The 20496-nt window shown below is 71.2% G+C and carries 20 protein-coding genes; 10 read left to right on the plus strand and 10 right to left on the minus strand.

Annotation, left to right across the window (positions count from 1 at the left end; genetic code table 11):
• The first annotated feature begins 84 nt into the window (after positions 1-84).
• Positions 85-633: a DinB family protein gene (locus AB0B40_RS23780; RefSeq protein ID WP_362265440.1), complete on the plus strand. Its 549-nt coding sequence runs from the start codon at positions 85-87 to the stop codon at positions 631-633.
• Positions 634-657: 24 nt separating this feature from the next.
• Entirely contained in the window at positions 658-1299 is a 642-nt protein-coding gene (locus tag AB0B40_RS23785) for a PadR family transcriptional regulator (RefSeq protein ID WP_362265442.1), read from the plus strand.
• 61 nt (positions 1300-1360) lie between these two features.
• On the opposite strand, the gene AB0B40_RS23790 is transcribed toward AB0B40_RS23785, so the two are convergent.
• Both AB0B40_RS23790 and AB0B40_RS23795 read right to left on the minus strand, forming a co-directional pair.
• Positions 1361-2767, minus strand: coding sequence for a glutamate decarboxylase (locus AB0B40_RS23790; protein WP_345053440.1), 1407 nt, complete (start codon positions 2765-2767; stop codon positions 1361-1363).
• Positions 2768-2792: 25 nt separating this feature from the next.
• Positions 2793-4079 (minus strand): ion channel protein, encoded by a 1287-nt coding sequence (locus AB0B40_RS23795; RefSeq protein ID WP_345053443.1) that lies wholly within the window; start codon positions 4077-4079, stop codon positions 2793-2795.
• Between the two features lie 112 nt (positions 4080-4191).
• On the opposite strand from AB0B40_RS23795, the gene AB0B40_RS23800 reads away from it, so the two are divergent.
• Both AB0B40_RS23800 and AB0B40_RS23805 read left to right on the plus strand, forming a co-directional pair.
• Entirely contained in the window at positions 4192-4986 is a 795-nt protein-coding gene (locus AB0B40_RS23800; protein WP_345053445.1) for a MerR family transcriptional regulator, read from the plus strand.
• A gap of 61 nt (positions 4987-5047) precedes the next feature.
• Complete coding sequence (locus tag AB0B40_RS23805; protein ID WP_362265445.1) at positions 5048-6094, plus strand: VTT domain-containing protein; 1047 nt, start codon at positions 5048-5050, stop codon at positions 6092-6094.
• 24 nt (positions 6095-6118) lie between these two features.
• Here the strand turns inward: AB0B40_RS23805 and AB0B40_RS23810 are convergent, their stop codons facing one another.
• On the minus strand, positions 6119-7774 hold the full coding sequence (locus AB0B40_RS23810) for a threonine/serine exporter family protein (protein WP_345053451.1): 1656 nt from the start codon (positions 7772-7774) through the stop codon (positions 6119-6121).
• Between the two features lie 151 nt (positions 7775-7925).
• The gene (locus AB0B40_RS23815; RefSeq protein ID WP_161292619.1) at positions 7926-8417 is read right to left on the minus strand and encodes an inorganic diphosphatase; all 492 of its coding nucleotides are present in this window, start codon (positions 8415-8417) and stop codon (positions 7926-7928) included.
• 79 nt (positions 8418-8496) lie between these two features.
• On the opposite strand from AB0B40_RS23815, the gene dacB reads away from it, so the two are divergent.
• The 6 genes from dacB to folE all read left to right on the plus strand — a co-directional run bounded on the left by dacB (position 8497) and on the right by folE (position 16163).
• The gene (dacB, locus tag AB0B40_RS23820) at positions 8497-10098 is read left to right on the plus strand and encodes a D-alanyl-D-alanine carboxypeptidase/D-alanyl-D-alanine-endopeptidase (RefSeq protein WP_345053454.1); all 1602 of its coding nucleotides are present in this window, start codon (positions 8497-8499) and stop codon (positions 10096-10098) included.
• A 75-nt stretch (positions 10099-10173) separates the two neighbouring features.
• A complete protein-coding gene (locus AB0B40_RS23825; protein ID WP_362265449.1) occupies positions 10174-11307 on the plus strand; it encodes a zinc-dependent metalloprotease in 1134 nt (377 codons plus the stop codon).
• A gap of 191 nt (positions 11308-11498) precedes the next feature.
• Positions 11499-12542: a tRNA lysidine(34) synthetase TilS gene (gene tilS, locus AB0B40_RS23830; RefSeq protein WP_345053459.1), complete on the plus strand. Its 1044-nt coding sequence runs from the start codon at positions 11499-11501 to the stop codon at positions 12540-12542.
• A gap of 87 nt (positions 12543-12629) precedes the next feature.
• Positions 12630-13190: a hypoxanthine phosphoribosyltransferase gene (gene hpt / locus AB0B40_RS23835; protein WP_345053461.1), complete on the plus strand. Its 561-nt coding sequence runs from the start codon at positions 12630-12632 to the stop codon at positions 13188-13190.
• Positions 13191-13385: 195 nt separating this feature from the next.
• Positions 13386-15425, plus strand: a complete 2040-nt coding sequence (gene ftsH, locus AB0B40_RS23840) for an ATP-dependent zinc metalloprotease FtsH (protein WP_345053464.1) — start codon at positions 13386-13388, stop codon at positions 15423-15425.
• A 132-nt stretch (positions 15426-15557) separates the two neighbouring features.
• A complete protein-coding gene (gene folE, locus AB0B40_RS23845) occupies positions 15558-16163 on the plus strand; it encodes a GTP cyclohydrolase I FolE (protein WP_345053466.1) in 606 nt (201 codons plus the stop codon).
• Between the two features lie 49 nt (positions 16164-16212).
• Here folE and AB0B40_RS23850 read toward each other — a convergent pair whose 3' ends face one another.
• The 6 genes from AB0B40_RS23850 to AB0B40_RS23875 all read right to left on the minus strand — a co-directional run.
• Entirely contained in the window at positions 16213-16701 is a 489-nt protein-coding gene (locus tag AB0B40_RS23850; RefSeq protein ID WP_345053469.1) for a DUF3180 domain-containing protein, read from the minus strand.
• Between the two features lie 73 nt (positions 16702-16774).
• Positions 16775-17386: a 2-amino-4-hydroxy-6-hydroxymethyldihydropteridine diphosphokinase gene (gene folK, locus AB0B40_RS23855; protein ID WP_345053471.1), complete on the minus strand. Its 612-nt coding sequence runs from the start codon at positions 17384-17386 to the stop codon at positions 16775-16777.
• Positions 17383-17742 (minus strand): dihydroneopterin aldolase, encoded by a 360-nt coding sequence (folB, locus tag AB0B40_RS23860; RefSeq protein WP_345053473.1) that lies wholly within the window; start codon positions 17740-17742, stop codon positions 17383-17385. Before folB ends, folK begins: the two co-directional genes overlap by 4 nt.
• Positions 17743-18025: 283 nt before the next feature.
• Positions 18026-18571 (minus strand): nuclear transport factor 2 family protein, encoded by a 546-nt coding sequence (locus tag AB0B40_RS23865; RefSeq protein ID WP_362265453.1) that lies wholly within the window; start codon positions 18569-18571, stop codon positions 18026-18028.
• Positions 18568-19482 (minus strand): dihydropteroate synthase, encoded by a 915-nt coding sequence (gene folP / locus AB0B40_RS23870; RefSeq protein WP_362265455.1) that lies wholly within the window; start codon positions 19480-19482, stop codon positions 18568-18570. Before folP ends, AB0B40_RS23865 begins: the two co-directional genes overlap by 4 nt.
• A gap of 122 nt (positions 19483-19604) precedes the next feature.
• Positions 19605-20496, minus strand: an 892-nt coding sequence (locus tag AB0B40_RS23875; RefSeq protein ID WP_362265457.1) for a phosphatidylglycerol lysyltransferase domain-containing protein, incomplete at its 5' end; no start/stop codon positions are given.

The following is a 20496-nucleotide window of genomic DNA, read 5'->3' on the forward strand; positions in this document are numbered from 1 at the left end:
ACAGCAGCTGTCCTCAATGGTCCGTAGCGTCTCTCATGTCGGGGAAACGGCCCCGGCGAACAGCCAGACGAAAGGCGGAACGCCATGGTCACGCATGTTCCGGCGGAGGCGAAGGGCGACGAGCGGGGTGCGCTGCTCGCGTTCATCGAGGAGCAGCGCGGCGGGATCCGCCGGGCGCTGCTCGGGCTGACCGAGGAGCAGGCCCGCAGCCGTCCCAGCGCCGGTGAGCTGTCCCTGGGCGGCCTGCTCAAGCACGTCGCCGAGGTGGAGCAGAGCTGGACCGCCCGCGCCCGGCAGGAGCCGCCGGCGGTCCACCGCGACGAGTCCAACTGGCACGAGACCTTCCAGCTGGTCGGTGACGAGACGGTCGCCTCGCAGCTGGCGTACTGGGAGCAGGTGGCCGCCGGGACGGAGAAGCTCCTGCGCTCCGCGCCCAGCCTGGACGACACCTTCCCGCTGCCACCCGACCCCTGGTTCCCGCCGGAGGGCCGTGTCTCGCTGCGCTGGCTGGGACTGCACCTGATCCGGGAGCTGGCCCGGCACGCCGGCCACGCCGACATCCTCCGTGAGTCGCTGGACGGGAAGACGGCGTTCGAGCTGGTGGCGCTGGAGCGGGGCGACTCCTGGGGGTGATCGTGGGGTCCTAACCTGGACCCCATGTCAGCGATCCGTCTTCTCGTGCTCGGTGCCGTCCGCCAGCACGGGCGGGCCCACGGCTACCAGGTCCGGAGCGATCTGGAGTACTGGGGCGCGCACGAGTGGTCCAACGCCAAGCCGGGCTCGATCTACCACGCCCTGAAGCAGATGGCCAAGCAGGGGCTGCTGCGCGCGCACGAGATCGCGCCGTCCACGGCGGGCGGGCCGCCGCGTACCGAGTACGAGATCACGGACAGCGGCGAGGAGGAGTTCTTCCGGCTGCTGCGCGAGTCCCTGGTCTCCTACGACCAGAAGACGGACGTCCAGTCGGCGGCCCTCGGCTTCCTGGTCGAGCTGCCCCGGGCCGAGGTCCTGGAGCTGCTCCGGGACCGGCTGCGCCGGATCGGGCGCTGGCGGGACTCCGTCACCGAGCACTACGTCCCCGAGGGCGGCCCCGGGCAGCTCGGCCACATCGGCGAGATCATGCACCTGTGGATCCGCACGGCCGACTCCGACGAGGACTGGACCCGGGGCCTGATCGCCCGCCTGGAGGCCGGCGCGTACACCTTCGCGGGCGAGGGCGAGCCCTTCGTCGGCGTGCTCGCCGAGGGGCAGGAGAACCCGTACGCGACGGGGGAGCGGCACCCGGAGGACGACCGCTGACGGCGCCCGGCCGGGACGGGGCGCCGCGGACGGAAACCCTGACCCTGGCCGAGGACAGGCCCTAGTGGTGGAATCCGGTGGCCGCCTTCTTGTCCCGGGTCAGCGGGTGCTGCTGCCGGCGCAGCTCGGGCAGCAGCCGGGTCAGGTCGGCCACGAACAGGTCGGCCAGGTCGTGCGAGAAGCCGTTGCGGCACACGACCCGCAGCACGGACAGGTCCTCCCGGTTGGCCGGGAAGGTGTAGGCGGGCACCAGCCAGCCGTGCTCACGCAGCCGCCGGGAGACGTCGAAGACGTCGTACGACGTGACGTCCTGGGCCATGGTCAGCGCGAACACGGGAAGTTGGTCCCCGCGCGAGAGCAGGCGGAAGTCGCCGAGGGCCTCGATCTTCCCGGCGAGCGAGGTCGCCACGTCCCGCGTGGACTGCTGCACCGCCCGGAAGCCCTCCCGGCCCAGCCGCAGGAACGTGTAGTACTGCGCCACCACCTGGGCGCCGGGCCGGGAGAAGTTCAGGGCGAAGGTCGGCATGTCTCCGCCGAGGTAGTTGACCCGGAAGACCAGCTCCTCGGGCAGGGCCTCCTTGTCCCGCCACAGCGCCCAGCCGACGCCCGGGTAGACCAGCCCGTACTTGTGCCCCGACGTGTTGATCGAGGCCACGCGCGGAAGGCGGAAGTCCCACAGCAGGTCCTCGTCGAGGAACGGCGCGACCATGGCGCCAGAGGCCCCGTCCACGTGCACCGGGACGTCCAGACCGGTGACCTCCTGGAGGCCGTCCAGGGCCGCGCACAGGTCGGCGATCGGCTCGTAGGAGCCGTCGAAGGTCGAGCCGAGGATGCCGACCACCCCGATGGTGTTCTCGTCGCACAGCGCGACGGCGGCCTGCGGGTCGAGGTGGAAGCGGTCGCCCTCCATCGGGACCATCCGGGCCTCCACCTCCCAGAAGTTGCAGAACTTCTCCCAGCACACCTGGACGTTGATACCCATGACCAGATTGGGGCGCGCCCCCGGGTACCGGTCGGCGTTCCGCTTCGCCCAGCGCCGCTTCAGCGCCATCCCGGCGAGCATGCACGCCTCGCTCGACCCGGTCGTCGAACAGCCCACGGCGGCCGACGGGTCCGGCGCGTTCCACAGGTCGGCGAGCATCGCCACACAGCGCCGCTCCAGTTCGGCGGTGCGCGGGTACTCGTCCTTGTCGATCATGTTCTTGTCCCGGCACTCCGCCATCAGCACCCCGGCCTGCGGCTCCATCCAGGTGGTGACGAAGGTGGCCAGGTTCAGCCGGGAGTTGCCGTCCAGCAGCAGCTCGTCGTGGACCAGCTGGTACGCCGTGGACGGGGGCAGCGGGGTGTCCGCGAGCCGGTGCTTGGGCGGTGCCTCGGTCATGCCGCCGACCGGGTTGGCCTCCCCGAAGAACGGGTTGACCGACACCGTCCGCGCCTCGTGCTTCTCGGAACCTTTGTGCAGCGCCATGGGGGTGCCTCCAGGGGGGTGGGAGTCAGCGGACCGGGGTGCCGTCCGCGCGGAGCTGCATCTGCGGACGGCCCGTCACCAGCAGCCACGCCGGCAGCGAGGCGATGCACAGCACCGCGAGGATGCTGGGCGAGGCGACCAGGACGGCGGCGGTGAACAGGCTCACCCAGCCTTGCCGGGTGATCGCCAAGAGCATGCCCAGGACACCCGTGGCCACGCCCAGCGAGGGCTGGACGGCCGGCACGAGCGCATGGGCGCACAGGCCCAGGGCGGTGCCGGCGAAGACCGCGGGGAAGATCCGGCCGCCCCGGAAGCCGCAGGACGCGGCGACGAGCAGCGCGGCCAGTTTCACCACCGTCATCGTGGCGAACTGCCCCGCCGACCAGCCCTGCGGGTCGCGGGCCAGCTGCCCGATCTCCGACAGCCCCTTGAACAGCGTCAGATGGCCGCCCAGGGCCGCCAGTGCCCCCAGGACGGCCCCGCCCGCCGGAAGCATCAGCATCGGGTGCCGCAGCCGCCCGAAGGCCGCGTGGACGTACGGGAAGGCGTAGACGGCGCACATGCCGAGCAGCGCGGCCGCCGAGGCGATCACGAGAGCCGCCACCACGTCCCGCCCGTGCGGGTGGCCCAGGGGCGGCAGCCCGAGGTCGAAGGTGGGATGGGCCACCAGGGTGGTGGTGACGGCCCCGCAGGCGCCGGCGGTCAGCGGCGCGAAGACGTTGTCCCACAGCCGCCCGCGCATCGGCTGCCCGGCCAGCGCCTCGGAGATGACCAGCGCCGCCGCCACCGGTGTGCCGAACAGCGCGCCGATGGTCCCCGCCTCGGCCAGTACCGGCCACAGGCTGCCCGGTGTCCGGGGCAGGAAGCGCCCGCCGAGCCAGGCCGCCAGGCCCACGTTCGCGGCGATGACCGGGTTCTCCGGGCCGAGGCTCGGGCCGCCGGCCAGCATCAGCCCGGTGGCCAGTACCAGGCCCGGCAGCACGGCCGGCGGCATCACCGGGGCGTTCAGCCCGAGGGTGGCCGGGTCGGGCCCGGCGTGGCCGGGGACCTTCCAGACCACCAGCCCGACGGCGATCCCGGTCGCCACGAGCATCACGTACATCCACAGCACGGAGTAGCGGCCCACGCCGAGCGCGTCCGGCAGGGGCCCCCACAACACGTGCTGGAGCTGCTCCGCCACCGTGCTCACGCCGACGAAGACCAGGGCGGCGGCCACCCCCACCACGACGGCGGGCAGGATGAACGGCAGCAGCGCCCGAGCCGGGGCCGTCGGGGCGCTCGGCGGCGCCTGCTGCGTCGTCTCCTGGGCCACGGGCTCACCATAAGCGGACAAAAGTCACACAACATCCTGAACGGGATGCGGCTTGCACCTCACGTGACGTGAGGCGTCAGCGTGGAGGCGTACCGACCGAGGGAGCGGAAAAGTGGACTACTCCGTGGGACAGGTCGCGGGGTTCGCCGGGATCACGGTGCGCACCCTGCACCACTACGACGAGATCGGCCTGCTCGTGCCCAGCGAGCGCACGTACGCCGGACACCGGCGCTACAACGACGCCGACCTCGACCGGCTCCAGCAGATCCTGTTCTACCGGGAGCTCGGCTTTCCGCTCGACGAGGTCGCGGCCCTGCTCGACGACCAGGCCACCGGAAAAGCAGACCCGCGCGCGCACCTGCGCCGCCAGTACGAACTGCTGACCGCCCGGATCGAGAAGCTGCAGAAGATGGCCGCGGCCGTGGAGCACGCCATGGAGGCACACACGATGGGCATCGACCTGACGCCGGAGGAGAAGTTCGAGGTGTTCGGCGACTTCGACCCGGACCAGTACGCGCAGGAGACGCGGGAGCGCTGGGGCGACACGGAGGCGTACCGCCAGTCGCGGCGCCGCACCGCCTCGTACACGAAGGAGGACTGGAAGCGGATCAACCAGGAGATGGACGCGGTCCACCACCGGATGGCCGCCCTGCTCGCCGGTGGCGTGCCCGCCGGCTCGGAGGCGGCCATGGACGTCGCCGAGGAGCACCGCCGGTGCATCACGCGCGCGTATTACGACTGCGGACACGAGATGCATGCCTGCCTCGGTGAGATGTACGTCACCGACGAGCGGTTCACCGCCACCTACGAGGCCATCCGGCCTGGTCTGGCGGTCTACATGCGGGACGCGATCGCGGCGAACAAGGCCCGGCACACGGTGGAACCCGGGGCGGCCACTCCACGTTGATAGCTTTGTGCGGCCCTCGATGGGCGCCGCAGCCGCCTTCACCCTTCAGGAGCCCGGACCCGTGATGACACTCGCCCTCGGCCCGAGCTGGCTCGATCCCAACTATCTGCTCGACACCTACAGCATCTGGGGTCTGCTGCTCATCGTCTTCGCCGAGTCCGGGCTGCTCATCGGCTTCTTCCTGCCGGGTGACTCGCTGCTGTTCACCTGCGGCCTGCTGATCACGTCGAACCAGCTGGACTTCCCGCTGTGGGGCGCGATCGCCCTGATCTGCCTCGCCGCGATCCTCGGCGACCAGGCGGGCTACATGTTCGGCAAGAAGGTCGGCCCGTCCCTGTTCAACCGGCCCGACTCGCGCCTGTTCAAGCAGGAGAACGTCACCAAGGCGCACGAGTTCTTCGAGAAGTACGGCCCGAAGTCCCTGGTCCTGGCCCGCTTCGTGCCGATCGTGCGCACCTTCACACCGATCATCGCGGGCGTCAGCGGCATGAAGTACCGCTCGTTCCTGGTCTTCAACGTCATCGGCGGTGCCCTGTGGGGCGCGGGCGTCACGCTGCTCGGCTCCTGGCTCGGCAACATCGCCTTCGTCAAGAACAACGTCGAGGCGATCCTCATCCTGATCGTCCTCATCTCCGTGATCCCGATCGCGATCGAGTTCCTGCGGGCCCGCGGCAAGGAGAAGAAGGCCGCCCAGGCCGCTCCGCAGGCCCCGCGGGAGCCGCAGGCCCCCCAGTACCGGCACCCGCAGGCCATGGACACGTCGACGACCCAGCTGCGCCGCGTCGAACCGGACCAGCAGTACGGCGACCGGTACGAGCAGCCCTACCAGCAGCCCCGGCAGCAGGAGCAGCCGCACTGGAACCAGGGCTACGGTTACGACCAGCAGCAGTACGCGCAGCAGCCGCAGCAGGGGTACGACCAGCAGCCTCACGAGCAGCAGGGGTACGACCAGCAGCAGTATCCCCAGCAGCAGTACGGCCAGGACCCGTACGGCCAGGACCAGTACGGCCAGCAGCAGTATCCCCGGCAGCAGCACGGGCAGGACCCGTACGGCCAGGAGCAGTACGGCCAGGGCCAGTACCCGTCCGACTACCGCCGGGGGCAGTAGCCCCGGGCGCGGCGGCCGTTCCGGCTAGAAGCCCCGGGTCCGTTTCGCGGCCCGGCGCTTCCCGGGGGAGCCGACCCGCAGGAACAGCCGGAAGGTCTCCGACCCCAGATTGACCCCGATCGCGATGGCCAGGGCCAGCGACGCCGCGTTCGCCAGGGACACCAGCCCCTTGTCCACCTCGTTCTGCGCCATGCTCAACAGTCCGAAGTACGTCGCCGACCCGGGCAGCAGCGGTCCGATCGCCGCCGTCGTGTAGGGCAGCGCCGAAGCGAACCGGTACCGCGACAGCAGCTGTCCGAAGAGGCCCACCAGACCCGCCGCCACGGCCGTGGACGCCACCGGCGAGATGTCGGCGACGTAGTGCATCGCGCCGTACACCGTCCACGCCACGCCCCCGTTGAGGGTCACCCACAGCACGGTCGACCGCTCCTGCTGGAGCAGCACCGCGAACGTCAGCGACAGCAGCATCGACGCGGCGATCTGCACCACCGGCCGCTCGTTGATGACGAGCGCCGGGTCCGGGTTCAGCGTGCCGCCGAGCTTGACGCCGAAGTACAGGACGATCAGCACGCCCGTGACGATGCCGACGAAGAAGTACATGACCTCCAGCAGACGGGCGGAGGCGGTGATGTAGAAGCCCGTCAGCCCGTCCTGCACCCCCGCCACCAGCGCCCGTCCGGGCAGCAGCGCGAACAGCCCACCGGTGACGACGGCTGACGCCTTCACGTCGACGTGCGCCAGCGCGAACGCCACCCCGATCGCCGCGGGCGGCATCGCGGCCACCGTGAACTGGTAGAACTCCGGCAGCCCGCGCCCCGCGCACAGCCACGCCAGCCGGTCGCCCAGCATCGCGCCGACGGCCGCCGCGAAGAACACGATCAGATCACCGCCGACCAGCACGGACGCCGCACCGGCCAGCAGCCCGCTGGCCAGGGTCAGCGCCCAGCCGGGGTAGGGGTGCCGGTTGCGGCGGATCTCCGCCAGGCGCCGGTAAGCCTCCTCCAGGGAGACGTGGGTCTCGGGGTCGGTGAGGTCGTCCACGAGCCGGAACACGGCCGCGAGACGCGTGTAGTCGGTGCCCCGCCGCCGTACGGTCCGGGACGCCGTCACCGGGTCCTCCACCAGGGACGGCTGGTGCGAGATCGACAGCAGCGTGAAGGTGACGTTCGGTTCGCACCGGTCCAGGCCGTAGGACCGGCACACCGCGAACATCGCGGCCTCCACGTCCTCCGCGCCCTCACCGCCGGCCAGCAGCAGTTCGCCGATACGCAGGGTCAGGTCCAGCACGCGCGGGACGGCCGGGCCGTCCTCCTCCTCGCGCTGCACCGCCTCCGGAGCCGGCCGCTCGGTCACCGGCATGCGCAGCATCGTGCGCATCCGGTCCTGCCAGGGCGCGTCCTTGACCAGGCTGACCAGCGGCACCCCGGTGGCCGGCGTGAACGCGCCCGGCGCGGTGTTCGCGCTGCAGGTGCTCGGTGTGCTGAACGCCGAGCCCTCCGACTCGGCACTCGGGATCTGCGGCGCCTCCAGTCCCTGCGGCACGGCGAACTCGGACGTCGTCTCCGGATCGCCGGGGCTCTTGAGGACGTCGAGCCCTGCGGGGATGGCGAACTCGGACGTGATCTCCGGGTCGTACCGCGCCTCGTCCGACCGGGGCTTGCGGTCCTCCGCCTCCGTCACCTCGCACCGCTCCCTGAATGACACATTCCGTAAGCCTCAGTATGCGCACACGTACCCCGACGAGCCGTACTCGTGCCCTGTGCGAACGCACACATGCGAACGGGCCGCACGCGTGCGCGTGCGGCCCGTTCGCGGGAAGAGGGGGGCTTTCTCAGTGGCCGCCCTGCTCCTTGAAGCGCTTGTACGACCGCTCGATCTCCACCTCGGCGTCCGTACGGCCCACCCAGTTGGCACCCTCGACCGACTTGCCGGGCTCCAGGTCCTTGTACACCTCGAAGAAGTGCTGGATCTCCAGGCGGTCGAACTCGGACACGTGGTGGATGTCGCGCAGGTGCTCCACACGCGGGTCGGTGGACGGCACGCACAGCAGCTTGTCGTCGCCGCCCGCCTCGTCCGTCATACGGAACATGCCGATCGCGCGGCAGCGGATGAGGCAACCCGGGAAGGTCGGCTCGTCCAGGATGACCAGCGCGTCCAGCGGGTCACCGTCCTCGCCGAGGGTGTTCTCGACGAAGCCGTAGTCGGTCGGGTAGGCGGTCGAGGTGAAGAGGCGACGGTCCAGGCGGATCCGACCGGTCTCGTGGTCCACCTCGTACTTGTTCCGCGAACCCTTCGGGATCTCGATCGTGACGTCGAACTCCACCGGTGGCTCCTCCATGATCAACACATAGTTCTGGTGGTTAAGTGTCCCTCACGCAGGTGTGTGATCGCGAAAGGGGCTGGTGGTCGTGCCAGAGCTGAGGCCTTGGCAAGCCGCGAAACCGCAGGTGGCGCGGATCCTGAACGCCGTCCGACCGCGTCTGGCGGGCGCCGTGACGGCCGCCCGGCCGCGGATCGCGCGGCTGGCGAAGGCCGTGCGAGTCGGCCCTGTGCACCTCCCCCGTTCGCGCACCGTCAGGACCTGGCAGTACACCGCGGGCGCCGCCACCGCCGGCCTGGCACTCGCCGTCGGCGTGGTGACCGTCGCCGGCCCCTGGGACGCCAACGGTCAGCGTACGGCCGAGCGGGACCGGGCCGCCGCCTTCGAGCGGTCAGGTGGCGCAGATCACGGCGGTGCCGGCACGGCCGCGGGGGCGGCCCTGCCCGCGCCGAGCGCCGGACCCGTCCTCGCGGGCCTGGGCGGTGCCACGGCCACCATGGACACCAAGAAGGCCGCACCGGGCGGAAAGGCCCTCTCGGACGTCCTGCGGCCCCTCCTGGACAGCCCCGCGCTCGCCGGCGGCCACGCGGCGGCCGTCGTCGACGTCACGACCGGCGAACGCCTGTACGGCTCCGCGGCCGGCAAGGCCCTCACCCCCGCCTCCACCACCAAGATCGCCACCGCCGTCGCCGCCCTGTCCGCCCTCGGCCCCGACCACCGCCTCACCACCCGCACCGCCCTCGAACCCGACACCCGCGAGCTCGTCCTGGTCGGCGGCGGCGACCCCACCCTCACCGCCCACACCCGGCCCGGCGGCTGGGCGAGCCTGCGGGCCCTGGCGACGGACACGGCCAGAGCCCTGGGCGAACGCGGCATCCGCGAGATCACCCTCTCCTACGACACCACCCTCTACACCGGCCCCGCCCTGCACCCCATCGGCGTCAACGAGAACCTCGCCCCGGTCAGCGCCCTGGCCGTCGACGAGGGCCGCACCGACGACTCCGCCAGTGGCCCGGTGACCCGCGTGAGCGACCCGGCGGCCCAGGCGGCGGCCACGTTCGCGCGTCTGCTGAAGGACGCCGGCATCACGACCACGCCCCCCGGCCCCTCCAGGGCCAGCACGCGCGCGGAGACCCTCGCCACCGTCACCTCGCCCCCGCTGTCCGCCCTGGTCGAGCGGATGCTGACCAACAGCGACAACGACATCGCCGAGGCCCTGGCCCGCCACACGGCCCTCGCGGGCGGCGAGAGCGCGAGCTTCGAGGGCGGCGCCCGGGCCATCGCCACGCAGCTGCGCAAGCTCGGCATGCCGCTCTCGGGCGCCTCCTTCCACGACGGCAGCGGCCTCGACCGCGACGACCGGCTCACCGCCGACCTCCTCACCGGCCTCCTGGCCAAGGCGGCCGACCCGGCCCGGCCCGGCCTGCGGCCCGTCCTCACCGGCCTCCCCGTGGCCGGCTTCACCGGCACCCTCAGCAGCCGCTACACCGACGGCGCGGCCGGCGTCGTACGCGCCAAGACGGGCACCCTGACCGGCGTGAACACCCTCGCCGGCACGGTCGTGGACACCGACGGACACCTCCTGGCCTTCGCCTTCCTGGCCTCGAACACGACGGACGGCCCGCAGGCCCAGTCGGCACTGGACAGGACCGCGACGGCGCTGGCGGGCTGCGGCTGCCGCTGAGGACGCCGTCCCCGCCCCCGCCGCCGACCGCGCACGGCCTGCCCCAACCCGCACCGCTCACGTACGGTTGACAACATGACGAGCTTCGGTGGCACCGCATCTCCCGGGATGGTCGACTGGAACCTCGCGGTGGCGACCGCGACACGGCTCGTACGACCCGGGCCCGACGTGAGCCGCGACGAGGCCAGGGCCGTCGTCGCGGAGCTGCGACGGCACGCGAAAGCCTCGGAGGAACACGTCCGGGGCTTCACTCGTATGGGCACCGAGGAGACCCACGACACCCCCGTCCTCGTCGTGGACCGTCCCGGCTGGGTCCGCGCCAACGTCGCGGGTTTCCGCGAGATCCTGCGGCCACTGCTGGAGAAGATGCAGGAACGACGCGGCAACAACCCGGGCAGCGCGGTCCTCGGCGCCGTCGGCGGCAAGGTCACCGGCGTCGAACTCGGCATGCTCCTGTCGTTCCTGTCCTCCCGCGTCCTCGGCCAGTACGAGACGTTCGCCCCCGCCACCCGTGACCTCCCGGCCGGCGAGAACGGCGCCGGCCGGCTGCTGCTCGTCGCCCCCAACATCGTCCACGTGGAGCGCGAACTCGACGTCGAACCGCACGACTTCCGCCTGTGGGTGTGCCTGCACGAGGAGACCCACCGCACCCAGTTCACCGCCGTGCCCTGGCTGCGGGACCACCTGGAGGGCGAAATCCAGTCGTTCTTGGCGGAGACCGACGTGGACCCGATGACCTTCCTCGAACGCATCCGGGAGGCCGCCCAGTCCCTGGCCGGCGGGCGTCCCGAGGGTGAGGAGGAGGACGGCGGGCGCTCCTTCGTGGAGCTGGTCCAGACCCCCGCCCAACGCGAGATCCTCGGCCGGCTCACCGCCGTGATGTCCCTCCTGGAGGGCCACGCCGACTACGTCATGGACGGCGTCGGCCCCAGCGTCGTACCGAGCGTCGCGGAGATCCGCGAGAAGTTCCAGCAGCGCCGCGCGAAGGGTGCCTCCCGCCTGGACCTCGCCCTGCGCAAGCTGCTGGGTCTGGATGCCAAACTGAAGCAGTACCGGGACGGCGAACGGTTCGTGAGGGCCGTCGTCGACGAGGTCGGCGTCGACGGCTTCAACCGCGTGTGGACGTCGCCCAACACCCTGCCCACCAAGGGGGAGATCGCCAAACCGGCGGACTGGGTCGCACGGGTGCACCGCAGGGCCGAGTCGTGAACGGCACCAGGACGCCGTGACACGAATCCGGCCGACGGCAGGCGAACGCCCCTCCAATCACCCGTCCGAGGGAGCGTGAGCCGTGCGCAGGCGTGCAATGCTCGGGGAACGGCCCGCTTCTGTCACCATCTACACACTCTGAGTGACCGCACCGGGCTCACCCCCCGAAAACTTCATGAAGGGAACCGGACATGGGTCCCCATCCTGCGGTCGCGGCGATACGCCTGGCGGTCCGCCGCGTCCTCCACGACATCCTGAACGACCATCAGACCTCCCGCGCGCTCGCGGGCAGGCACCCGGGCCCGACGGCCGAGCGGCCCCCCTCCCCGCTCGTCCTCGTCGCGTGCTCCGGCGGCGCCGACTCCATGGCCCTCGCCTCCGCCCTCGCCTTCGAGGCCCCCAAGCTCGGCGTCCGCGCCGGAGGGGTCACCGTCGACCACGGCCTCCAGCCCGGCTCCGACCTCCGCGCCGACGAGGTGGCCCTGCGGCTTCGTGAGCTCGGCCTCGCTCCGGTCGAGTCCGTCGCCGTGACCGTCGGCCGCGAAGGAGGGCCCGAGGCCGCCGCGCGCGACGCCCGCTACGCCGCCCTGGACGCCGCCGCCGAACGCCACGGCGCCACCGCGATCCTGCTCGGCCACACCCGTGACGACCAGGCCGAAACCGTCCTGCTGGGCCTCGCCCGCGGCTCCGGCATCCGCTCCCTGTCCGGGATGGCCGCGGTCTCGGGGGCCGGCGGCCGTTACCGGCGGCCCTTCCTGCAACTGGACCGGCAGACCGCCCGCAAGGCCTGCATGGTCCAGTCCCTGCAGGTCTGGGACGATCCGCACAACGCGGATCCCGCCTACACCCGCTCCCGGCTCCGCCACGAGGGCCTGCCCGCCCTGGAGAAAGCGCTCGGCAAGGGCGTCGTCGAGGCGCTCGCCCGCACCGCCCAGCTCTCCCGGGACGACGCCGACGCCCTGGACGCCTGGGCCAGACAGGCCGAAGCCTCCGTACGGGACGCCGCAGGCCTGCTGGAGTGCGCCAAGCTGTACGCCCTCCCGCCCGCCGTACGCCGCCGGATCCTGCGCCGCGCGGCCATCGAGGCCGGCGCCCCCGCCGGTGCGCTGTTCGCCCGCCACATCGAGGAAGTCGACCGCCTGATCACCGGCTGGCGCGGCCAGGGAGTCATCAATCTCCCGGGCAAAGTCGTCGCCCAGCGGCAGGGTGGCAGACTGGTGATTCGGCAGGGCTGATTTCCGACCCCTTTCCGGAGTGACCCTCCGGCGGGCCGGGCAGCGCAGGCCGTGCATGCGGCCGTAAGTGCGGGACGACCGAAAGTGATGCGGGTGGACGCGAACGACATGGGTGCCGACCTCCAGCAGGTGCTCATCACCAAGGAAGAGATCGACGCGAAGCTGGCCGAACTGGCCGCGAAGATCGACGCGGAGTACGCGGGCAAGGACCTGCTGATCGTCGGCGTGCTCAAGGGCGCGGTGATGGTCATGGCGGACCTGGCCCGGGCACTGTCCACCCCCGTCACCATGGACTGGATGGCCGTGTCCTCCTACGGCGCGGGCACCCAGTCCTCGGGTGTCGTCCGGATCCTCAAGGACCTCGACACCGACATCAAGGGCAGGCACGTCCTGATCGTCGAGGACATCATCGACTCCGGCCTGACTCTGTCGTGGCTGCTCAACAACCTCGGCTCCCGCGAGCCCGCCTCCCTGAAGGTGTGCACGCTGCTGCGCAAGCCGGACGCCGCGAAGGTCGCCATCGACGTCGAGTGGGTCGGCTTCGACATCCCGAACGAGTTCGTCGTCGGCTACGGCCTCGACTACGCCGAGAAGTACCGCAACCTGCCGTTCGTCGGTACGCTCGCGCCTCACGTCTACGGCGGCTGAGCCAGTCGGCCCAAGCCCGGCAGGATGATCGGGAACCCCAGCGGGTTCCGTGCCGTTGAAGCATGCAGAGGCGGGTTTCCCAGCCGTCGGACAGGCTCCGTGCGGCTTCGCGCCACAATGCTGGGGTACCGTCAGAAGAACTGTCTTATCAAACTCACTATGGCAGGAGGGACGGGGCGACACCGCTCCGTATGGATGGACGTGAAGCGATACTTCCGTGGGCCGGTCATGTGGATCGTGCTGGCCGTCCTTGCCGTGGTCGTGTTGATGCAGGTCGTCGGCTCGTCCGGCGGCTACAAGACGGTGGACACCGGCCAGGTCGTGGCGGCGATCAACGACAACAAGGTCGAGTCGGCCAAACTCACCACCGGTGACGAGCAGAGCATCAAGGTCACGCTCAAGGACGGCGTCAAGGTCGAGGGCAGCTCGAAGATCCAGGCGAGCTACATCGGCGACCAGGGCTCCCAGCTCGCCGGCAACCTGCAGAACAAGTACCAGGACAAGCAGATCCCGGACGGCTACACGGTCTCGCCGTCCAAGCAGAACCCGTTCGTCGGCGTCCTGCTCTCCCTGCTGCCCTTCGTCCTGATCGTCGTCGTCTTCCTGTTCCTGATGAATCAGATGCAGGGCGGCGGCTCCCGGGTCATGAACTTCGGCAAGTCCAAGGCCAAGCTCATCACCAAGGACACCCCGAAGACGACCTTCTCCGACGTCGCCGGCTGTGACGAGGCCGTCGAGGAGCTCCAGGAGATCAAGGAGTTCCTCCAGGAGCCGGCCAAGTTCCAGGCCGTCGGCGCCAAGATCCCCAAGGGTGTGCTGCTCTACGGCCGCCCGGGAACCGGCAAGACCCTGCTGGCGCGCGCCGTCGCGGGCGAGGCGGGCGTGCCGTTCTACTCGATCTCCGGTTCCGACTTCGTCGAGATGTTCGTCGGCGTCGGTGCCTCCCGCGTCCGTGACCTGTTCGAGCAGGCCAAGGCGAACGCCCCGGCGATCGTCTTCGTCGACGAGATCGACGCGGTCGGCCGCCACCGCGGCGCCGGCCTCGGCGGCGGTCACGACGAGCGCGAGCAGACGCTGAACCAGCTGCTCGTCGAGATGGACGGCTTCGACGTCAAGGGCGGCGTCATCCTGATCGCCGCCACCAACCGCCCGGACATCCTCGACCCGGCGCTGCTGCGCCCCGGCCGCTTCGACCGCCAGATCGCGGTCGACCCGCCGGACCTCCAGGGCCGTATGGAGATCCTCAAGGTCCACCAGAAGGGCAAGCCCGTCGCCCCCGACGTGGATCTGTCCGCCGTCGCCCGCCGTACCCCCGGCATGACCGGCGCCGACCTCGCCAACGTCCTGAACGAGGCCGCTCTGCTCACCGCCCGCGGTGACCAGAAGCTGATCGACAACAAGGCGCTGGACGAGGCGATCGACCGTGTGGTCGCGGGCCCGCAGAAGCGGACCCGGATCATGTCGGACAAGGAGAAGAAGATCACCGCGTACCACGAGGGCGGTCACGCCCTGGTCGCGGCGGCCTCACCGAACTCCGACCCGGTTCACAAGATCACCATCCTGTCCCGGGGCCGCGCCCTCGGCTACACGATGGTCCTGCCGGACGAGGACAAGTACTCCACCACCCGCAACGAGATGCTCGACCAGCTCGCCTACATGCTGGGCGGCCGGGCGGCCGAGGAACTGGTCTTCCACGACCCGACCACCGGTGCCGCGAACGACATCGAGAAGGCCACCAACCTGGCCCGCGCGATGGTGACGCAGTACGGCATGACCGAGCGTCTCGGCGCGATCAAGTTCGGCGGCGACAACAGCGAGCCCTTCCTCGGCCGTGAGATGGCTCACCAGCGCGACTACTCGGAAGAGGTCGCCGCGCTGGTCGACGAAGAGGTCAAGAAGCTCATCGAGACCGCGCACAACGAGGCCTGGGAGATCCTGGTCGAGAACCGCGACGTGCTCGACCAGCTCGTCCTTCACCTGCTGGAGAAGGAGACCCTGGGCAAGGAGGAGATCGCCGAGATCTTCGCCACCATCGTCAAGCGCCCGCCGCGGCCCGCCTGGACCGGCTCCTCCCGCCGCACCCCGTCCACCCGCCCGCCGGTGCTCTCCCCCAAGGAGCTGGCACTGACCAACGGTGCGAACGGCTCAGCGGCCGCGATCAGCACGACCAAGTCCACCGCCACGGAGTCCGCCCCGGTCACGGAGCAGACCCCGGAGGACCGCCGCGAGAGCTGACCGCGTTCCGGTCGCCGGACCGGAATGAATGCCGCGCCCTCCAGGCTCTAGCCTGGAGGGCGCGGCATTCGCATGTCCGCGGAAGAGAACGCGAGCCGGACCCGCGTGCAAGGCAGAGGAACGAGGAAGCAGATGACCGACCCGGTGACACTGGACGGCGAGGGCTCCATCGGCGAGTTCGACGAGAAGCGGGCCGAGAACGCCGTCCGGGAACTGCTGCTCGCGGTCGGCGAGGACCCGGACCGCGAGGGTCTGCGGGACACACCGGCACGGGTCGCACGGGCGTACCGGGAGATCTTCGCCGGTCTCTGGCAGCAGCCCGAGGACGTTCTGACGACGACGTTCGACCTGGGGCACGACGAGATGGTCCTGGTGAAGGACATCGAGGTGTACTCGACCTGTGAACACCATTTGGTGCCGTTCCGGGGCGTCGCCCATGTCGGCTACATCCCGTCCGTCACCGGCAAGATCACCGGTCTGTCCAAGCTGGCCCGGCTGGTGGACGTCTACGCCCGCCGGCCGCAGGTGCAGGAGCGTCTCACCACGCAGATCGCGGACTCCCTGATGAAGATCCTGGAGCCGCGGGGCGTCATCGTGGTCATCGAGTGCGAGCACATGTGCATGTCCATGCGCGGCATCCGCAAGCCGGGCGCGAAGACCATAACGTCCGCCGTGCGCGGGCAGCTGCGGGACGCGGCGACGCGGAACGAGGCGATGAGCCTCATCATGGCGCGCTGAGCGGTGCGCTGAGCGGCGCCGTGACCGCGCCGGTGAGCGGGGGAGGCGGTCAGGCCGCCGGCTCCGCTCCCGGCTGGTTCTGGTCGTCGTCCTCGGGGAGTTTGCAGACCCGCTCCAGGAACAGGGCCGCCGCTATCACGCCGAACCCGGCCAGGACCGACAGGCCGGCATAGATCGCCTGGTCCCGGCGGGTGGGGATGTCCAGCAGTTCCAGCAGGAGGACGCCCGTGCCGCCGTACATGCCGGCGACGAGGGCCGCGACCAGGGCGCTGGCCTGGCCGAAGACGACCGCCCGGGCGGCCATCAGCGGGTCGACGCCCTTGGCGCCGGGCCGGCGCTCGCGCTGGGCCCTGAGGCGGGCGCGCAGCGAGAGCGCCGTGGAGAGCAGCACCACCGCGATCAGGGCGAGGACGATGGGGGCGGCCAGGGGGACGCTGGGGAGGGTCCCGATCGAGTTCCAGAGGCGGGCGCCCGCCCAGGACAGGACGCCGGCCACGACGAACACGCCGGCCAGCACCCTGATGCGCAGCTCTCTCACGGTGTCCCTTCAGCTCCCCCGGACCGTGCCGGACGGTGGTCGTCTTGGTCGTGACCCGTCTAGACCTTAACGACTACTCGGGCAGCCGGAGTTCCAGGTCCCCGCGGTGTGCCACGCCTTCCTGGGTGATGGTCGTCAGCAGTTCGGCCACCGCGCCGCGGCCCGGGAGCTGTGCCTGGGGGTCCACGTCGTGCCAGGGGACGAGCACGAAGGCGCGTTCGTGGGCGCGCGGGTGGGGCAGGGTGAGGTGCGGATCGTCGGAGGTGACGCCGGCGTAGGCGACGATGTCGACGTCCAGGGTGCGCGGGCCCCAGTGCTCCTCCCGGACGCGGTGGAAGGCCTCCTCGACGGCGTGGGCCCGCTCCAGCAGGGAGGCCGGGGGCAGGGTCGTCTTGAGGACCACGACCGCGTTGAAGTACGACGGCTGGCTGCCGGGCGTCACGCCCCACGGCTCGGTCTCGTACACCGGTGAGACGGCCTTCACCCGCACGCCCGGGGTGTCCTCCAGGGCGTCGACGGCCCCCTGGAGGGTCTCCAGGCGGTTGCCGAGGTTGGAGCCGATGGAGATCACGGCCCATTTGGGGTTGCTCAGCGTCGTGTCGGCGGCGTCCACCTGCTCGACGACCGAGGCGGGCACCGGCTGGACGGTCGGGTCGCTGTGACCCTGGCGGAACGGTCGGGTCATACTCGGCTCCGGGTGATGGTGACGGTCACGTCGTCGAAGGGGACGGTGATCGGCGCGTCCGGTTTGTGGACGCAGACCTCGACCTCCTGAACCCCTTCGTGCTTCAGGCAGGTCTGGGCGATCCGCTCGGCGAGGGTCTCGATGAGGTTCACCGGCTCGCCCTCGACCACGGCCACGACCTCCTCGGCCACGATGCCGTAGTGCACGGTCTTCGTCAGGTCGTCGTCGGCCGCGGCCGGCCGGGTGTCCAGGCCGAGGACGAGGTCCACGATGAAGGTCTGGCCCTCCTCGCGTTCCCTGGGGAAGACACCGTGGTGCCCGCGGGCCTTGAGGCCGCGCAGCGCGACACGATCCACGCGAATCACTCCTGCAATCGTCGGGAACGGCCGGCCCGTACCGCGTGCGGGCGGCACAACCGGCCTCAGACGAATCTACCTGCGGGCACCGACGGAGCCGGGCCGCGGGGGCGTGCGCCGGAGCCGGTGCCTTCGAGGGTTCACCGGGTGTTTCCCTTGGGGAACCCGGCACGGTCATGGACTGGTAGCCGCTCCTACCCGGGGGTAGGTGATTCCAACCACTTCTCGTCGCGGTGGGGGCCCTGTGCGTCGGGCCGGCCCCTGGTGTGATGCGTCTACCCGTTCAGGCGAGGGGGCCGTCGTCCGGATTCACGCCATTCACGCCGGTGTCGGTGTCGTCGCTGTCGTCGGCGTCGTCGCTCTCGGTCAGCACCGGGGAGGCGTGGTGGGACCAGAGCTTCCAGCCGGAGGGTGTGCGCCGGAACACGTTCGTGGCGACGACGAGCTGACCGACCAGCGGTCCGAGTTCCCCGCCCTCCTCCGGCGCGGGACCACCGCTGAGGATGTTCTCCGTGCAGGTCACCAGCGCGGTGTCACCGGTCACGGAGACATGGACGTCGGTGAGGAAGAACTGGATGTAGTCGGTGTTGGCCATGATCAGGGCGTACGACCTGAGGACCTCGCCGCGGCCGGTGAGCACGGGCCAGCCGGGGTGCACGCAGGAGATCACGCCGGTGTCGGCGGGGTCGTGGTACTCGTCGTCCACGCCCAGCTCGGAGGGGGTGAGCCACAGGGAGGAGACCTCTTCGAAGTCGCCGCGTTCGAGCGCCTCGTAGAAGGCGGTGTTGGCGGCTTCCACCTGCTCGACGTCGGTGTGGGGGGCGCTCACCTGTCTCCTTCCGCCCGGCGCTCGTGGTGGGTGCCCGGCGTGGTGCCCGCCGTGCGCGCTCCCTCCAGGGCCCGTGCCACCCGTACCGCGTCCGCCGTGGCGCGTACCTCGTGGACGCGCACCGCCCACGCGCCCGCGTGCGCGGCGAGTGCGGAGACGGCGGCGGTGGCCGCGTCGCGCTCCCGGGCCGGCGGGGGCGCTCCCTCGGTCCCGGCGAGCACGCGGCCGAGGAACCGCTTGCGGGACGCGGCGACCAGCAGGGGGTGACCGAGGGCGCGCAGGCGGTCGAGGTGGGCGATGAGGGTGAGGTCGTGCTCGGCTTCCTTGGAGAAGCCGAGGCCGGGGTCGACGACGATGCGGTCGGGGGCGACGCCGCCGGCCAGCACGGCCTCCACGCGCGCGTGGAGTTCGTCCACGACTTCGGCGACGACGTCCTCGTAGGCGCCCTTGACGTTGCCGCCCTGGAGGAAGCCTCGCCAGTGCATGACGACGAAGGGGGCGCCCGCGGCGGCGACCGCGGGGATCATCGCGGGATCGGCGAGGCCGCCGCTGACGTCGTTGACGAGGGCTGCACCGGCCGCGAGGGACTGTTCGGCGACACAGGCGCGCATGGTGTCGACCGAGACGACGACACCCTCGGAGGCGAGACCGCGCACCACGGGGATGACCCGCCGCAGCTCCTCGGCCTCGTCCACGCGCGTGGCGCCGGGCCGGGTGGACTCGCCGCCCACGTCGACCAGGTCCGCGCCCTCGGTGACCAGGTCGAGGCCGTGCTTGACGGCGACGGACGTGTCGAACCAGCGGCCGCCGTCCGAGAAGGAGTCGGGGGTCACGTTCACGACTCCCATGACCGCGCACCGGTCCCATTCCGGAAGGCCGGCCACCCGGCCGCGCCCGCTGATGTGGTTCATACGTTCAGCGTAGGCCCAGGGCGGCACCGGGAACGCGCGGCGGCCCGGGTGGAAGCCCCACTGCCGGAGGGGGCGGGCTGCCACCCGGGCCGGTCTCCGGGCCGTATCGCGGCGCGCAGGGCTCAGGCCGCCCGGACGTCCTGTTCGGCCACGGCGTGCCCGCACGGGCGCCCGGCGGCGGCGGCCCTGCGCCGGCGCAGGAAGCGGGGCAGCGGCAGGGCGAGGTCGACGAACCCCTCCGCCTGCATGGCGGCGAAGCCGATGCGGGGCAGGTCGGAGGAGGCGCGGTAGACGACGAACCGGGGCTCCCAGCGGGGCTGGAACTTGGCGTTGAACTTGTACAGCGACTCGATCTGGAACCAGCGTGAGAGGAACACGAGCAGTCCGCGCCAGGCGCGCAGCACGGGGCCGGCGCCGATCTTCTCCCCGCGCGCGAGGGCGGAGCGGAACATCGCGAAGTTCAGCGAGACGCGGGCGATGCCGAACTTGGGGGCGGCCTGCAGGGCGGCGACGATCAGCAGTTCGTTCATGCCCGGGTCGGCGCTGCGGTCCCGGCGCATCAGGTCCAGCGACACGCCGTCGTCGCCCCAGGGCACGAAGTGGAGGATCGCCTTCAGGTCGCCGTACTCGCCCGGTGCGTCGGCCTTGTGGGCGGTGGCGATCAGGCAGTCGCCGTCGGCCCGGTCGCCGATGCGGCCGAGCGCCATGGAGAAGCCGCGCTCGGTGTCCGTGCCGCGCCAGTCCTCGGCCGCCTGACGGATCCGTTCCAGTTCGGTCTCGCCGAGGTCACGGATGCGCCGTACCCGGGTTTCGTAGCCGGCCCGCTCGATGCGCTTGACCATCTGGCGCACGTTGCGCATCGCGCGTCCGGCGAGCGAGAAATCCGCAACGTCCACCACCGCCTCGTCGCCGAGCTCCAGGGCGTCCAGCCCGGTCTCGCGGGTCCACACCTCGCCGCCCGTCTCCGAGCAGCCCATGACGGCGGGCGTCCACGAGTGGGCCTTGGCCTCGTCC

This window comes from Streptomyces sp. NPDC042638, from assembly GCF_040647235.1.
GTDB classification, from domain to species: Bacteria; Actinomycetota; Actinomycetes; order Streptomycetales; family Streptomycetaceae; genus Streptomyces; species Streptomyces rameus.

Excerpts from the sequence above, each read along its gene's own strand:
- tilS (WP_345053459.1), top strand. The coding sequence starts at position 11,499 with ATGGGTCCCCATCCTGCGGTCGCGGCGATACGCCTGGCGGTCCGCCGC.
- AB0B40_RS23825 (WP_362265449.1), top strand. The coding sequence starts at position 10,174 with ATGACGAGCTTCGGTGGCACCGCATCTCCCGGGATGGTCGACTGGAAC.
- ftsH (WP_345053464.1), top strand. The coding sequence starts at position 13,386 with ATGGACGTGAAGCGATACTTCCGTGGGCCGGTCATGTGGATCGTGCTG.
- hpt (WP_345053461.1), top strand. The coding sequence starts at position 12,630 with ATGCGGGTGGACGCGAACGACATGGGTGCCGACCTCCAGCAGGTGCTC.
- AB0B40_RS23785 (WP_362265442.1), top strand. The coding sequence starts at position 658 with ATGTCAGCGATCCGTCTTCTCGTGCTCGGTGCCGTCCGCCAGCACGGG.
- folE (WP_345053466.1), top strand. The coding sequence starts at position 15,558 with ATGACCGACCCGGTGACACTGGACGGCGAGGGCTCCATCGGCGAGTTC.
- folP (WP_362265455.1), bottom strand. The coding sequence starts at position 19,482 with ATGAACCACATCAGCGGGCGCGGCCGGGTGGCCGGCCTTCCGGAATGG.
- folK (WP_345053471.1), bottom strand. The coding sequence starts at position 17,386 with ATGACCCGACCGTTCCGCCAGGGTCACAGCGACCCGACCGTCCAGCCG.
- AB0B40_RS23790 (WP_345053440.1), bottom strand. The coding sequence starts at position 2,767 with ATGGCGCTGCACAAAGGTTCCGAGAAGCACGAGGCGCGGACGGTGTCG.
- AB0B40_RS23780 (WP_362265440.1), top strand. The coding sequence starts at position 85 with ATGGTCACGCATGTTCCGGCGGAGGCGAAGGGCGACGAGCGGGGTGCG.